Annotated in this window: 15 protein-coding genes; 14 read left to right on the top strand and 1 reads right to left on the bottom strand. The window is 58.1% G+C overall.

All coding sequences use genetic code 11. The features are described from left to right. Positions 1–13 precede the first annotated feature (13 nt). From rpsH to comE, 9 genes are all read left to right on the top strand, one after another. Positions 14–406 (top strand): 30S ribosomal protein S8, encoded by a 393-nt coding sequence (gene rpsH / locus ACOERD_RS25500; RefSeq protein ID WP_170373360.1) that lies wholly within the window; start codon positions 14–16, stop codon positions 404–406. Positions 407–417: 11 nt separating this feature from the next. Then, on the top strand, positions 418–951 hold the full coding sequence (gene rplF, locus ACOERD_RS25495; protein WP_170373361.1) for a 50S ribosomal protein L6: 534 nt from the start codon (positions 418–420) through the stop codon (positions 949–951). Positions 952–962: 11 nt separating this feature from the next. Next, the gene (gene rplR / locus ACOERD_RS25490; RefSeq protein WP_039523386.1) at positions 963–1,322 is read left to right on the top strand and encodes a 50S ribosomal protein L18; all 360 of its coding nucleotides are present in this window, start codon (positions 963–965) and stop codon (positions 1,320–1,322) included. 116 nt (positions 1,323–1,438) lie between these two features. Beyond that, a complete protein-coding gene (rpsE, locus tag ACOERD_RS25485; RefSeq protein WP_170356677.1) occupies positions 1,439–2,002 on the top strand; it encodes a 30S ribosomal protein S5 in 564 nt (187 codons plus the stop codon). A 13-nt stretch (positions 2,003–2,015) separates the two neighbouring features. After that, complete coding sequence (rpmD, locus tag ACOERD_RS25480; RefSeq protein WP_074736195.1) at positions 2,016–2,204, top strand: 50S ribosomal protein L30; 189 nt, start codon at positions 2,016–2,018, stop codon at positions 2,202–2,204. 324 nt (positions 2,205–2,528) lie between these two features. Further along, positions 2,529–3,836 (top strand): histidinol dehydrogenase, encoded by a 1,308-nt coding sequence (gene hisD / locus ACOERD_RS25475; protein ID WP_170681391.1) that lies wholly within the window; start codon positions 2,529–2,531, stop codon positions 3,834–3,836. 100 nt (positions 3,837–3,936) lie between these two features. Beyond that, a complete protein-coding gene (locus tag ACOERD_RS25470; RefSeq protein WP_170662747.1) occupies positions 3,937–4,344 on the top strand; it encodes a universal stress protein in 408 nt (135 codons plus the stop codon). 51 nt (positions 4,345–4,395) lie between these two features. Next, a complete protein-coding gene (locus ACOERD_RS25465; protein ID WP_419740912.1) occupies positions 4,396–4,902 on the top strand; it encodes a sulfopyruvate decarboxylase subunit alpha in 507 nt (168 codons plus the stop codon). After that, positions 4,899–5,453: a sulfopyruvate decarboxylase subunit beta gene (comE, locus tag ACOERD_RS25460; protein WP_170494501.1), complete on the top strand. Its 555-nt coding sequence runs from the start codon at positions 4,899–4,901 to the stop codon at positions 5,451–5,453. The genes ACOERD_RS25465 and comE overlap by 4 nt, the downstream gene beginning before the upstream one ends. 68 nt (positions 5,454–5,521) lie before the next feature. Here the strand turns inward: comE and ACOERD_RS25455 are convergent, their stop codons facing one another. Continuing rightward, positions 5,522–6,295, bottom strand: a complete 774-nt coding sequence (locus ACOERD_RS25455) for a FadR/GntR family transcriptional regulator (RefSeq protein WP_419740911.1) — start codon at positions 6,293–6,295, stop codon at positions 5,522–5,524. 313 nt (positions 6,296–6,608) lie between these two features. Between ACOERD_RS25455 and ACOERD_RS25450 the strand changes: the two genes are divergently transcribed. The 5 genes from ACOERD_RS25450 to dld all read left to right on the top strand — a co-directional run bounded on the left by ACOERD_RS25450 (position 6,609) and on the right by dld (position 13,995). Continuing rightward, positions 6,609–7,658 (top strand): TRAP transporter substrate-binding protein, encoded by a 1,050-nt coding sequence (locus tag ACOERD_RS25450; RefSeq protein ID WP_419740910.1) that lies wholly within the window; start codon positions 6,609–6,611, stop codon positions 7,656–7,658. Positions 7,659–7,773: 115 nt separating this feature from the next. Next, on the top strand, positions 7,774–9,837 hold the full coding sequence (locus ACOERD_RS25445; RefSeq protein WP_170693127.1) for a TRAP transporter large permease subunit: 2,064 nt from the start codon (positions 7,774–7,776) through the stop codon (positions 9,835–9,837). A gap of 246 nt (positions 9,838–10,083) precedes the next feature. Continuing rightward, entirely contained in the window at positions 10,084–11,115 is a 1,032-nt protein-coding gene (locus ACOERD_RS25440; protein ID WP_419740848.1) for an IS110 family transposase, read from the top strand. Between the two features lie 23 nt (positions 11,116–11,138). Further along, a complete protein-coding gene (locus ACOERD_RS25435; protein ID WP_419740909.1) occupies positions 11,139–12,290 on the top strand; it encodes an alpha-hydroxy acid oxidase in 1,152 nt (383 codons plus the stop codon). A gap of 16 nt (positions 12,291–12,306) precedes the next feature. Continuing rightward, complete coding sequence (gene dld / locus ACOERD_RS25430; RefSeq protein ID WP_419740908.1) at positions 12,307–13,995, top strand: D-lactate dehydrogenase; 1,689 nt, start codon at positions 12,307–12,309, stop codon at positions 13,993–13,995. Positions 13,996–14,013 lie beyond the last annotated feature (18 nt).

Below are 14,013 nucleotides of genomic sequence, written 5' to 3'. Positions count from 1 at the left end.
GGGAGACATAGATATGAATGATCCTATCGGCGATATGCTCACCCGTATCCGCAACGCGCAAATGCGCGGCAAGTCCACCGTTTCCACCCCAGCTTCCAAGCTGCGCGGTTGGGTTCTGGACGTGCTGGCGGACGAAGGCTACATCCGTGGCTATGAAAAGACGACCGGTGCAAACGGTCATCCGGCCATCGAAATCAGCCTGAAATACTACGAAGGCACCCCTGTCATTCGCGAGCTGAAGCGGGTTTCGAAACCCGGTCGTCGCGTCTACATGGGCGTCAATGACATCCCGCAGGTCCGTCAGGGTCTGGGCGTGTCGATTGTCAGCACTCCGAAAGGTGTGATGTCGGACGCAAACGCTCGCTCCAACAATGTTGGCGGCGAAGTGCTCTGCACCGTCTTCTAAGGAGGTCTGCAATGTCTCGTATTGGTAAAAAACCGGTCGAGCTGCCCAGCGGCGTTACCGCCTCTGTGTCGGGTCAGACCATCGAAGTGAAGGGGCCGAAAGGCACCCGCAGCTTCACCGCCACCGACGACGTTACGCTGTCGGTTGAAGACAACGTGGTCAAGATCGACCCCCGTGGCATGTCCAAGCGTGCCCGCCAGCAGTGGGGCATGAGCCGCACCATGGTTGCCAACCTGGTAACCGGTGTGACCGAAGGCTTCAAAAAAGAGCTGGAGATCCAGGGTGTTGGTTACCGGGCTCAGATGCAGGGCAACACCCTGAAGCTGAACCTGGGCTACAGCCACGATGTTGATTTCACTGCTCCGGAAGGTGTAACCATCACCGCGCCGAAGCAGACCGAGATCGTTGTGGAAGGTATCGACCAGCAGCAGGTGGGCGAAGTCGCGGCCAAAATCCGCGAATGGCGCCGTCCCGAGCCGTACAAAGGCAAGGGCATCCGCTACAAGGGCGAGTTCATCTTCCGCAAGGAAGGCAAGAAGAAGTAAGGACGCAAACAATGGCAAACAGCAAAAGAACCCTGTTTCTGAAGCGCCGCCTGCGCGTTCGGAACAAACTTCGCAAAGTCAACGCCGGCCGTGTACGCCTGTCGGTTCACCGTTCGAACAAGAACATCAGCGTTCAGCTGATCGACGACGTTCGTGGCGTGACCCTGGCATCGGCCTCGACCCTGGAAAAAGATCTGGGTGTTGTTGGCAAGAACAACGTCGAAGCGGCCACCAAAGTGGGCGCGGCCATCGCCGAGCGTGCCAAGAAGGCGGGCGTCGAAGAGGCCTATTTCGATCGTGGTGGCTTCCTGTTCCACGGCAAGGTGAAGGCAGTTGCCGACGCCGCGCGTGAAGGTGGTCTGAAGATCTAAGACTTGCGGGCAGCTTTGCGGCTGCCCCGATGATCCGGGGGCCTCGGCAACAGTCGGGGCTCACTTGGATTGAAGCAAACGGCGCCGTATGCGCCACATGAGAAAAGGGATGCCAAATGGCAGAACGTGAAAACCGTCGGGGCCGTGGCCGCGACCGTGAAGAAGCACCGGAATTTGCAGATCGTCTGGTCGCAATCAACCGCGTGTCGAAAACCGTAAAAGGTGGTAAACGCTTTGGCTTCGCCGCTCTGGTGGTTGTCGGCGATCAGAAAGGCCGCGTCGGCTTTGGCAAAGGTAAAGCGAAAGAAGTACCTGAAGCCATCCGTAAGGCGACTGAGCAAGCCAAGCGTCAGATGATCCGCGTGCAACTGCGCGAAGGTCGTACTCTGCACCACGACATCGAGGGTCGTCACGGCGCTGGTAAAGTGGTTATGCGCACCGCACCTGAAGGTACTGGTATCATCGCCGGTGGTCCGATGCGTGCCGTGTTTGAAATGCTGGGTGTGAAGGACGTTGTGTCCAAGTCGCTGGGCTCGCAGAACCCGTACAACATGATCCGAGCCACCATCAACGGCCTGCAGAAAGAGCAGAGCCCGCGTTCGGTTGCCGCACGTCGTGGTAAAAAAGTTGCCGACATCCTGCCCAAGCGGGACGAAGCACCGGCTGAAGCCGAAGCGTAAGGAGTAGCGAGCAATGGCAAAAACCATCGTCGTCAAGCAGATCGGTTCTCCGATCCGTCGCCCCGCCGAACAGCGCGCAACCCTGATCGGTCTGGGCCTGAACAAGATGCACCGCACCCGTGAGCTGGAGGATACGCCTTCGGTTCGTGGCATGGTCAACAAGATCCCGCATCTGGTTGAGATCATCGAAGAGCGCGGTTGAGCGCCCTCTCGATATGTTTTGGAAACGCCTCTGACCTGTGTCAGGGGCGTTTTCTTTTGCCCGATTGCATCTGCGAATCGCCTCGTTCAACCGCTTGCCTCACGCCTTGAATAGGGACGAGCGGGCCGCCGAATCCATTGGCAACAACGGCGCAGAGGTCCTCTTACAAGACCGAGTTTCAGCTTTCCCAATCCCAAAATTTATCTTTTCCTAAATGGGGTTAGAAGATCGAATAGAGTTTCGTTTTCGGCTCCACAAACGCTTGCAAAAGCGATTTCGCCTCTGACAGAGTGGCCGGGCAGGAACCGGAAGCAGGGGCTGACTATGGCGCGCGACTATCTCAAAAAGGCGATGCTGACGGCGCAGTCTGATGCGCCTGAGGTTCACGATACGGTCAAGACCATTCTGGCGGAGATAGAAGCAGGCGGCGACGCGAAAGCGCTGGAATATGCGGCCAAGTTCGACAGGTTCGATGGGAACGTTCTGATGACGCAGGACGAGATCGACGCCGCAATTTCGCGGGTGCCCGAAAAGCTGAAGGCGGATATCCGTTTCGCTCATAACAACGTCCGCCATTTTGCCGAGGCGCAGAAGGCCACGATGACCGACGTACAGACCGAGATCGTGCCCGGCGTGATCGCTGGTCAAAAGGCGATACCTGTGGATGCGGCGGGCTGCTATGTGCCCGGCGGTCGGTACAGCCACATCGCCAGTGCAATAATGACCGTGACAACTGCCAAAGTTGCCGGATGCCGCCACATCATCGCGTGTTCTCCTCCGAAATCAGATGAAGGCGTTGCGCCTGCAGTAGTTTATGCGGCGCATATCTGTGGGGCCGACAGTATTCTGGCAATGGGAGGGGTGCAGGGTGTCGCCGCGATGCGATACGGTCTGTTCGGCCTGCCACGCGCAAATATCCTTGTGGGGCCGGGGAACCAGTTCGTCGCCGAGGCCAAGCGCATCCTCTACGGTGAGGTTGGCATCGACATGATCGCAGGTCCGACCGACAGTCTGGTCCTCGCCGACAGCAGTGCAGATCCGCTTGTAGTGGCGACCGATCTCGTCAGCCAGGCGGAACACGGCTACAATTCTCCTGTCTGGCTGGTGACAGATGACCGGGCGCTTGCGCAGAATGTCATGACACTGGTGCCCGAGTTGATTGCAGATCTTCCTGACCTGAACCGAGAGAACGCGGCTGCTGCGTGGCGTGACTATGCCGAAGTCATCGTATGTTCGGATCGCGAAGAGATGGCCGCTTGTTCCGATGACTACGCGCCGGAACACCTGACAGTCCAGGCCGAGGATCTGGAATGGTGGCTGGATCGCCTGACCTGCTATGGCTCTTTGTTTTTGGGGGAAGAGACCACAGTATCTTACGGGGACAAGGCGACGGGAACCAACCACGTACTGCCGACTTCGGGGGCGGCCAGCTACACAGGCGGGCTGAGCGTCCACAAATACATGAAGATCGTGACATGGCAGCGGGCGACCCGGGAAGGCTCAAAACCCATCGCCCTGGCCACCGCCCGGATTTCGCGCGTGGAAGGGATGGAGGGGCATGCACGGGCGGCCGATGTACGCCTCGCCAAGTACTTCCCGGATGAAGAATTTGATCTGCGTGCAGAGGGATGATCGGTCCAACCACCACCTGCCAAACTGTTCTCTGGCCTTGATACCGCACTGGGTACTATCCTTGGCTTGATAGGGCCGACCGGGCCGAAAGGAGTTTGACATGTACAAGAAAGTTCTCGTTCCAATGGCGCTGGATCACGATATCTCGCAACACACTCTGGAAGTGGCGCGTGCCTTGTCTCAGGGCGGCGGAGAGATCATTGCTCTGCATGTTTACGAAATGCCGCAGGGCTCGGTCAGTGCGTTTCTGGACAAGGATCTGGTGGCAGAAGGATATCGCCGCGCCCGACTGGAGCTGTCGCGCAAAGTCGAAGGGCTGGATGGGGTAAGTTCCGAACTCGTAAAGGGCCACACGGCGCGCACGATCATAGACTATGCGGCAGAGAACGGTGTCGATTGCATCGTCATCGGGTCTCACAAGCCCGACCTCAGCGACTATTTCCTGGGCTCCACAGCGTCGCGCGTTGTGCGTCATGCCCCTTGCGCGGTGCATGTGTACCGCAGGTGATAACCGTCAATCACGCCCTTGGGCGACAACAATAGGACTGACAGCCGGAAGATGAATATAGACAAGAAGATCACTGACGACCTGGTGGCGAACGACATTTCGTTCGTGACCACCGTCCCCTGCAAGCAATTGGCCGGTGTCATTGATGAGATCGACCAGCGCGAAGGCATCTATCACATCCCTTCGAACAAAGAGGACGAGGGGATGGGCCTGTGCGCGGGGGCATGGATGGGTGGTAAGCGCCCGGCCATTATCATGCAGAACACAGCGATCGGGGTGACGATCAACACATTGGCGACCCTGATCCAGTATTATCGGATGCCACTGCCGATGCTGATCTCTTACCGGGGTGAGCTGCGCGAGCCGATTGCCTGCCAGGTCGAGATGGCTGTTCACACCAAGGCGTTGTTGGCGCAGCTCAGTATCCCGACTTACCACTTTCACCATCAGGCGGATGTAGCCGAGCTGGACGCGATCCTGAAATACACGTTCATGTGCAACAAGCCGGTTGCCATTCTGACCGATGCCAACTTCTGGGGAGGCTATGGCGACCAATGATCCGTTCTGAAATCCTGAAAGAAATCGCTCCGATCCTGCGGGATCAACTGGTGGTTTGCAACATCGGCATTCCCAGCCAAGAGCTGCACGCGATTGATGACCAGCCAACGAATTTCTACATGCTGGGCACGATGGGGTTGGCCTCATCCATAGGTCTGGGGTTGGCCCTGTCCCAACCCAAGCCGGTGATCGTCATCGACGGGGACGGCTCCGTTCTGACCAATCTGGGTACGTTGCCGACCATCGCGAACAACGTGGCTGACAATTACATCCTGCTGATCGTCGACAATGGTTCATACGGGTCCACCGGGGATCAGCCGACCTATGCCGGGTTGAAGACGTCGTTGGCGAAAATGGCGGCTGCGGCAGGGTGTGAGCGCGTGATTGAATGCGCCGCCGAAGATACAGGTCGCGTGTTGCAGGAGGCGTTGGACGCCCGGCAGATGACCATCATCGTCAGCAAATGCGAAAGCGGCAACGCCAAGATGCCGCCGATCACGATGGACCCAGTGGTGATCCGAGATCGGTTTATGAAGGCCGTACAGGCCTAAACACTTCTTCGGTTTGCCGAATGCACTGATCAAAGCCGTCCTTTGCGGGCGGCTTTGGCACTAAATGTCTAGCGCGACAGAAGACGCCGTTTCTCGGCCATAACCTCGCGGCGCTGCTGTTCTATCCCCGTCCTGAACGAGCGCTCGACAAAGTCGATATGGTTCAGCGCGGCCTGTTCGGCGCGCTTTTCGTCTCCGTCAATCACCGCTTGACCCAGGGCAAGGTGCTGATCCAGCAGCTGTTTGCCCGAACCGTCAATCGATTTCAGAAAACTGCGGTTGTAGAAAACGCCTCGCTTGGTCAGTTCGTAGATCGAAGCCATCATATGGATCAAAGTGGCGTTCTGGCTGGCGTCGACGATGGCCGCATGCAGGGCGAAATCCGCCTCGCGTGAAGCTTGCGCATCGTTCGCCTCCCACGCCCGTACATTCTCGTCGAGGATTTCGGCGATCCTCTCCTTGTCGGCCTTGGTGGACCTGCGGGCGGCAAGGCGGGCGGCAAAGCCTTCTTGTTCGCGGCGGTATTCTAGGTGGTCGAAAAAGGCAGGCTCATGCCGTTCGTAGAGCGCCAGAAGGGCCGGCAACATCGCTTGCCCGGTTAGGGCAGCGACAAAGGTCCCCTCACCATGCTGAGTGGTGACCAGCCCGCGCTCTTCCAGCACGGCCAGTGCTTCGCGCAGCTTTGGCCTTGAGACCCGAAGCATCTCGGCCAGATCCCTCTCGGACGGCAGCTTGCGGCCCTGTTTCAGAATGCCCGACGCGATGAGGTCTTCGATTTGCGCCACCACGGCGTCGGCCAGCGATTCGTGTCCGACCGGTTCAAAAATCGCCTTGGTGTTCATGGGATATACCTAAGTAAGATGCCGAGGTGAGATATATTGGTAAATAAATGTAACCATATTGGTGTGTTTTTCAAGCGTTCAGTTCCAGCATGGAAATGCAACTTAACACGTTCAATAAAATAAAAATTTCCTAAAATATGCAGTAATTCATCGAAACTGGGTGCGCCCAGTAAGGGACATTTCTGCAGATCCATTGGTAAATAAAATTGTTGACTGAGCATTACTGGTAAAGTTAGTGAACCAGTAATGCAAACCCGAAAGGGTCTGCGTTTGTGTTTGAGGCAGATGCCCGACCCACCCAGGAGGAGACATTATGAAAAAGACCCTGACGAGCCTTGCCGTAGCCGCCAGCCTGTTGGCCGCACCTGCGGTTGCTAAAGACAAGCTGCTGTTGAAAACCCCGATTGCATTCTCGACCGAGCTGCCTGGTCTTGGCTCGCCAATCCCGCGCGTTGCCGAGCAGTTGGACCTGATGTCGGGCGGCACGCTGAAGATGAAGGTGTATGAGCCGGGCAAACTGGTTCCGCCGTTTGAAATTCTGGACGCGGTGTCGACTGGCAAGATCAACTCGGGCTATACCACCGCCGGTTACTGGGCGGGTAAAATCCCGGCTGCTCCGTTGTTCTCGGCCGTTCCTTTCGGCCCTGAGGCGGGCGAATACATGGCGTGGCTCTACTACGGCAACGGCATGACGCTGTACCAGGAGATGTATGATCAGGCGGGCTACAACGTCCACGTGATCCCTTGCGCCGTCATCGCCCCCGAGACCTCGGGCTGGTTCGCGACTGAAATCAACTCACCCGAAGACCTGAGCGGCCTGAAGATGCGTTTCTTCGGTCTGGGCGGCAAGGTGATGCAGAAGCTGGGTGTTGCGACCTCTTTGCTGCCCGGTGGTGAGATCTTCCCGGCGCTGGAAAAAGGCGCCATCGACGCGACCGAATTCTCGATGCCAGCGATCGATGCGCGCTTGGGCTTCCACAAGTTGGTCAAGTTCAACTACTTCCCCGGCTGGCACCAGCAGGCAACCGTGTTCGAACTGATGATCAACAAAGACGTCTGGGCAGAGACCAGCGACCAGCACAAGGCCATCATCGAAAACGCCTGTAAGGCTTCGATGGCCGACAGCTTTGCCGAAGGTGAAGCGATCCAGCACGCGGCCCTGATCGACAACGTTGAAAACAACGGTGTCACCCTCAAGCAGTGGTCGCCCGAGATGCTGGATACCTTCCGCAGCACTTGGGAAGAGGTCGCCGCCGAAGAGGCCGCAAATGACGCCTTCTTTGCCAAGGTTCTGGCCGACATGACCGAGTTCCGTGACGGCTACAACCTTTGGAAGACCAACGCTTTCCTCCCACGTCAGTAACTTCCTCACTGACGTTTCTGGGGCAGCGGACACTGCTGCCCCAGTCGATTTCTGATCTTCGGATTTTTCCAAACTTTCACCGCCCTTGCACAGGGCTGCCGGGCGAGGAATGACCATGAGCAATCCAAATACCACTAAAGATCCGGTTGAGGCCTATGAAGGCATCCTGGAGCATCCCGATACCGACCGTCAAAAAATCGCCGTTGCCATTGATACCAGCGTCAAAGCTGTCGGTCATGTCGTCATGTGGGCGAATGTGCTGCTGATGGCGGCGATTTTTTCGCAGGTCGCGCTGCGCTATCTGCTCAGCCAGAACTACCCCAAACTGGATGAGATCCAGTGGCACTTCTACGGCATCGTTACGATGATCGGCATTTCATATGCCTTGATCACAGACAGCCACGTGCGCGTCGACGTTCTGCATATGCAACTGTCCCGCCGGGCGCAGCGGATCATCGAGGTGATCGGCATTCTGACCCTGCTGACCCCGTTCATCTATCTGATGATTGATCAGGGCTATGACTATTTCTACGAAAGCTTCCGCGTCAACGAACGCTCGGACAGCCCCACCGGCCTGCCAGCGCGTTGGGCCTTCAAGGCGGTCATTCCGATCAGCTTTGTTCTGTTGGCGCTGGCTGCGCTGGCGCGACTGATCCATGACGGGCACGCACTGATGTACGGACCGGCTTCGGAACGCGAGGGGGCTCCTCTGCGTCGTATCCTGCTGGTTCTGGCTGTGTTTGCCGCCGTCTGTGTGGGCCTGACCTTCCTGGTCGAAACGACCGAAGAAAAACTGGTCATTGCGATGTTCCTGACCTTCATCGCGCTGCTCTTCACCGGCTATCCGGTGGCTTGGGTGCTGGCCGGTGTCGGTGTTGCCTACTGTGGTCTCGCATATCTGTTCGACAACGACCTGATGCTGTGGACCGGGTTGGAGAGCACATTTACCGGACTCGACTACCTGACCCTTGGCGCGGTGGTGAACCGGGTCTACGCGACCATGTCCAACGCGGTTCTGGTCGCGCTGCCGATGTTCATCTTCATGGGCCTGATGCTGGACGAATCCGGTGTGGCCGAGCGTCTGATGACCTCGATGCAGCGCCTGTTCGGCACCGTGCGGGGTGGTCTTGCCATCACCGTGACCCTGATCGGGATCATACTGGCGGCCTCGACCGGCATTATTGGTGCGTCCGTGGTGCTGCTGGGCGTGCTGTCTTTGCCGTCGATGATGCAGCAGAAATATCAGCCGACGTTGGCGGCGGGCGTGGTCTCTGCTTCGGGCACGCTGGGTATCCTGATCCCGCCCTCGATCATGCTGGTGATCATGGCCGATCAGATGGCTCTGTCCGTCGGAGACCTGTTCATGGCAGCCGTCTTCCCCGGTGTGATCATCGGGGGGCTATACCTGACTTATATCTTCATCCTCGCACAGGTGAAGCGCGACGCGGCCCCCGTGCCCGAAGGGGCAAAGGCGCCCGACTGGGATGCTGTCAAAGACGTTCTGATCGCGGTCATTCCAACGCTGCTGTTGATCCTCGCGGTTCTGGGCTCGATCTTCGGAGGTTTGACCACCCCGACCGAGGCCTCTGGCATCGGCGCCTTGGGCGCGACGCTGTTGGCGCTGGGATATCGCAAGCTGACCTTCGCGAAACTGTGGAACGTGCTGGTTTCGACCTTCAACACCACCGCCTATATCTTCGCGATCTTCCTTGGTGCGACGGTATTCTCCTATGTTCTGCGGGAACTTGGCGGCGATGAACTGATCGAACATGTGGTCCAATCCACCGGCTTCGGCGCCAATGGCACGGTCCTGTTCATACTGTTCATCGTATTCCTGCTGGGCTTTGTTCTGGACTGGATCGAGATCACCCTGATCGTGTTGCCTCTGATGCGTCCGATCGTGAACGGCTTGGGCATCGACATTCCGGGCTTCGGAGTGCTGGATGAACCCGCGCTGGTCTGGTTCGTGATCTTGGTGGCGGTGACGCTTCAAACCAGCTTCCTGACCCCGCCGGTTGGCTTCGCGCTCTTCTACCTGAAAGGTGTCTGCCCGCCCGAGATCAAGCTGATGCATATCTACAAAGGCATCATCCCTTTTGTGCTGCTACAACTGACCGGATTGGCGCTTGTCTTCCTATGGCCGACACTCGCCACTTGGCTGCCCTCTGTGGCGTACTGAGGAGGGGGTATGAATGATTTGTGATCGGCCAAACGCCCTGAATCTGTTAGAGGATTCGGGGAGGCGGATAGGTCTCAGGCTGAATTGTGTCTTAGGGCATTGTGACCCTGTTGAGGAGCTTAGCTTTCGCCTGTTTCCGAACAGCCCCCATAGGGCCCGGTTTTGGCCGGTGATCCTGCATAGGAGCTTGGTTTGGCCGTTCACGCCCCATTGGGGGCTCCGCCTCCTTGAGCAGGGAGTATAGCCATGGCTTACATAGGTGTCGATCTTCATACGAATTCCTTCACGATCTGTCGGCGTGAGACGGACGGATCGGAAACATTCCAAACCTTTCAACTGTCCGCGCAGGCGCTTGAGCAGTTCTGTCAGAGCCTTGATGCGGATGACGAACTGGCGGTCGAGGCCACCGGCAACACGGCCTGGTTCTGCGGTGAGGTGGAACCCTGTGTCGGCCGGATCGTTGTGGTCAACCCGCGCCAGTTTAAAGTGATCCGCACATCGGTGAAGAAAACCGATCGCAACGATGCCCGCGCCCTGGCGTTTTTCCTGTCGAAGGACATGCTGCCGGAAACCCGGCTCAAGTCCACTCAGGAAAGCGAACTGGCCTCGCTGACCCGGACGCGTGACATGCTGGTCAAACAGCGCACCATGCTGCTGAACGGCATCCACGCGATGTTTGTCCGCCACGGCATGAAGCTGAAGAAGGAAGGGTTGTCCAGCAAGAAGCGCCTGCGCGACCTGGATCTCAGCCGCTTCACACCGCTTGAGCAGGTCGAACTGGCGGCATTGCGGGACCAGGCGCTCGGCCTGACCGAAACCCTGAGCCGTCTCGACAAGGCCATCGAGGAGGCCGCCTCGGCCATGAAAGGCTTTGAGGGGCTCACCAGCATCAAGGGGATCGGTGCGCGATCTGCCGCGGTCCTGCTGGCGGGGATCGGCAGGGTTGAAGACTTCTCCGACGCGGACAAGCTGGCCGCCTATGTCGGCATCGTGCCCAAGGTGAGCAACTCAAACGAAACCGAACATCACGGGCGGATCACGAAGCGCGGCAACAAGCTCATGCGCACCACGCTGGTGCAATGTACGCTCATCGCGATCCGCTATTCGGGATATCTCAACAGTTATTATCGGCGCATCAAGGAACGCCGTGGCGCGGGCAAGGCGATCATAGCCACGGCCCGCAAGCTGCTCAAGATCATCTATGACACGCTCAAGAACGGCTGGGTCTTCGACGATTTTGCCGAATTTAAAATCAAACAAAATCAATGCCCTGCTTGACAATCATCATAGGAGATCACGTTATGCGTCTCAAGCATTGCCACAACTTCCACGACTTCCGGCAGCTTGCCAAGCGCCGCCTGCCGGGGCCGATCTTCAACTATATCGATGGCGGTGCGGATGATGAGGTGACCTATCGCCAGAACACCGCAGCCTTCGACCGCTGCGATCTGCTGCCCTCGGTGCTGCGCGGGGTGAAGGATGTGGACATGTCCGTCACCGTGATGGGCCAAAAGCTGGATATGCCGTTCTACTGCTCGCCCACCGCGCTGCAGCGACTGTTTCACCATCAGGGCGAACGGGCCGTGGCCGCCGCGGCCGAGAAATATGGCACCATGTTCGGTGTGTCTTCGCTGGGCACAGTGTCGCTTGAAGAACTGCGCAAGAAACACAAGAACCCGCAGGTCTATCAGTTCTATTTCCACAAGGATCGTGGCCTGAATTCGGCCATGATGCAGCGTGCGAAAGAGGCCGGGGTTGAGGTCATGATGTTGACCGTCGACAGCATCACCGGCGGCAACCGCGAGCGTGACCTGCGCACCGGTTTCTCGATCCCGTTCCGCCTGACACTGGGCGGTATGATCCAGTTTGCGATCAAGCCGATGTGGGGGATCAACTATGTCACCCACGAAAAATTCCGCCTGCCGCAACTTGAAGAGCATGTAGATATGGGCGGCGGCGCCAGCTCAATCGGCGGCTATTTCACCGAGATGCTGGATCCGTCGATGAATTGGGATGACGTCGCGCAGATGGTGCGGGATTGGGATGGTCAGTTCTGCCTCAAGGGGATCATGACCGTCGAAGATGCCAAACGCGCGGCTGAGATTGGCTGTACGGGGATCATTCTGTCGAACCATGGCGGGCGGCAGCTGGATGGTTCACGCACGCCGTTCGATCAACTGGCCGAGATCGTGGATGCGGTCGGCGACAAGCTGGACGTGATCATGGACAGTGGCATTCAGCGCGGTACCCATGTGTTGAAGGCGCTTTCGATTGGGGCAAAGGCGGTCGGCGTCGGACGTCAGTACCTGTATCCTCTGGCCGCCGCTGGTCAGCCGGGTGTCGAACGCGCGCTGGGCCTCATGCGGGGCGAGATCGAACGCGACATGAAGCTGATGGGTGTGACCAGAATCGACCAACTGAGCCGCGAGAATATCCGTTTCCGCGCCGCATAAAGACACGAGGGATGCCATGACCAATGACGCGTTGATTGAACATTTCCGCTCTGTCGTTGGAACGCGGCATGTCCTGACTGGCGAACGCGCGACCGAACGGTTCCGGCGCGGTTTCCGCTCGGGCGAAGGCGAGGCGTTGTGCGTCATTCAGCCCGGTAGCCTTCTTGAGCAGTGGAAGGTCCTGAAGGCCTGCGTTGCAGCCGATAAGATTGTCATCATGCAGGCGGCCAACACCGGCCTGACCGAGGGGTCGACCCCCTCGGGCCGCTATGACCGAGACGTGGTACTGATCAATACGCGTCGCATGGACACTCTGGTGCCACTGAACGACGGTGACCAGATCGTCAGCTTTCCCGGCGCCACCCTGTTTGCGCTGGAAAAACTGTTGGCCCCACTGGGGAGAGAGCCGCACTCGGTGATCGGCTCCTCTTGCATTGGCGCGTCGATTGTGGGTGGCGTCTGCAACAACTCGGGCGGGTCACTGGTGGAACGTGGCCCTGTTTACACCGAACTCTCCGTCCATGCGCGGATTTCCGAAAAGGGCGAGTTGGAGCTGGTCAACCATCTCCGAATTGATCTGGGCGACACGCCGGAAGAGATCTTGGCAAATCTCGATGCAGGCACGTTCGACCGCAACCCGGGGGCCACGAACAAACGCGCCTCGGCCAGCGACTACGCGCAGATTGTGCGCGATGTCGACGCCGAAACGCCTGCGCGGTTCAACGCAGACAAGGCCAAATTGTTCGAATCTGCGGGCTCGGCTGGCAAGCTGGCCGTCTTTGCCGTACGGCTTGATACGTTCCCCAAGAACGAGGCCGAGAAGGTCTTTTACATCGGAACAAACAGCCCCGATGATCTGGCCGCCCTGCGCCGTCATATCCTGTCGGAATTCAAGTCTCTGCCGGTGTCCGCTGAATACATGCAGCGCGAGGTCTTCGACATCACGGCGCGCTACGGCAAGGATACGGTCGTGATGATCGACAAACTGGGCACTGACCGGCTGCCGATGTTCTTTGCGCTCAAAGGCGCAGTCGATGCCCGCCTGCGCCGAATTCCGTTCCTGCGCAACTTCACCGACCGCTTCCTGCAGATGGCGGTCTCGGTCTGGCCGCGTGTCTTGCCGAAACGGATGGTCGAGTTTCGCGACCGCTACGAACACCATCTGATCCTAAAGATGAAGAACGAAGGGATTGCGGAGGCTGCTGAATGGCTGCCCACATTCCTGAAAGATCGTGACGGCGATGCTTTTGAGTGCACCCCGCGCGAGGCCAAGATCGCAGGGTTGCACCGCTTTGCTGCCGCCGGGGCAGCCGTCAGGTACATGGCCCTGCATGGCAATGAGGTCGAAGACATCATTGCGCTCGACGTAGCTTTACGGCGAAACGATCAGGACTGGCTTGAGACGCTTCCGCCCGAGATTGAGGGCCAATTGGTCCACAAGCTCTACTACGGTCATTTCTTGTGCCACGTGATGCATCAGGACTACGTGGTCAAAAAAGGCGCTGACCCAAAGGCTTTGAAAGCCGCGATGTTGGAGTTGTTCGACAGGCGCGGCGCAGAATACCCGGCTGAACATAATGTGGGGCATTTGTACAAGGCCAAACCCGATCTGGCCGCCCACTACAAATGCTGTGATCCGACGAATTCGTTCAACCCGGGGATCGGTAAAATGTCCAAAGCTCGAAACTACGCCGAGCCCGAATAACCCGGACGCATGGTGCCT

This window comes from Ruegeria sp., from assembly GCF_965199275.1.
Lineage (GTDB): Bacteria > Pseudomonadota > Alphaproteobacteria > Rhodobacterales > Rhodobacteraceae > Ruegeria.
The sequence above is the reverse complement of the archived record's forward strand: the minus strand, read 5'-3'. Positions and strand labels throughout refer to the sequence as shown.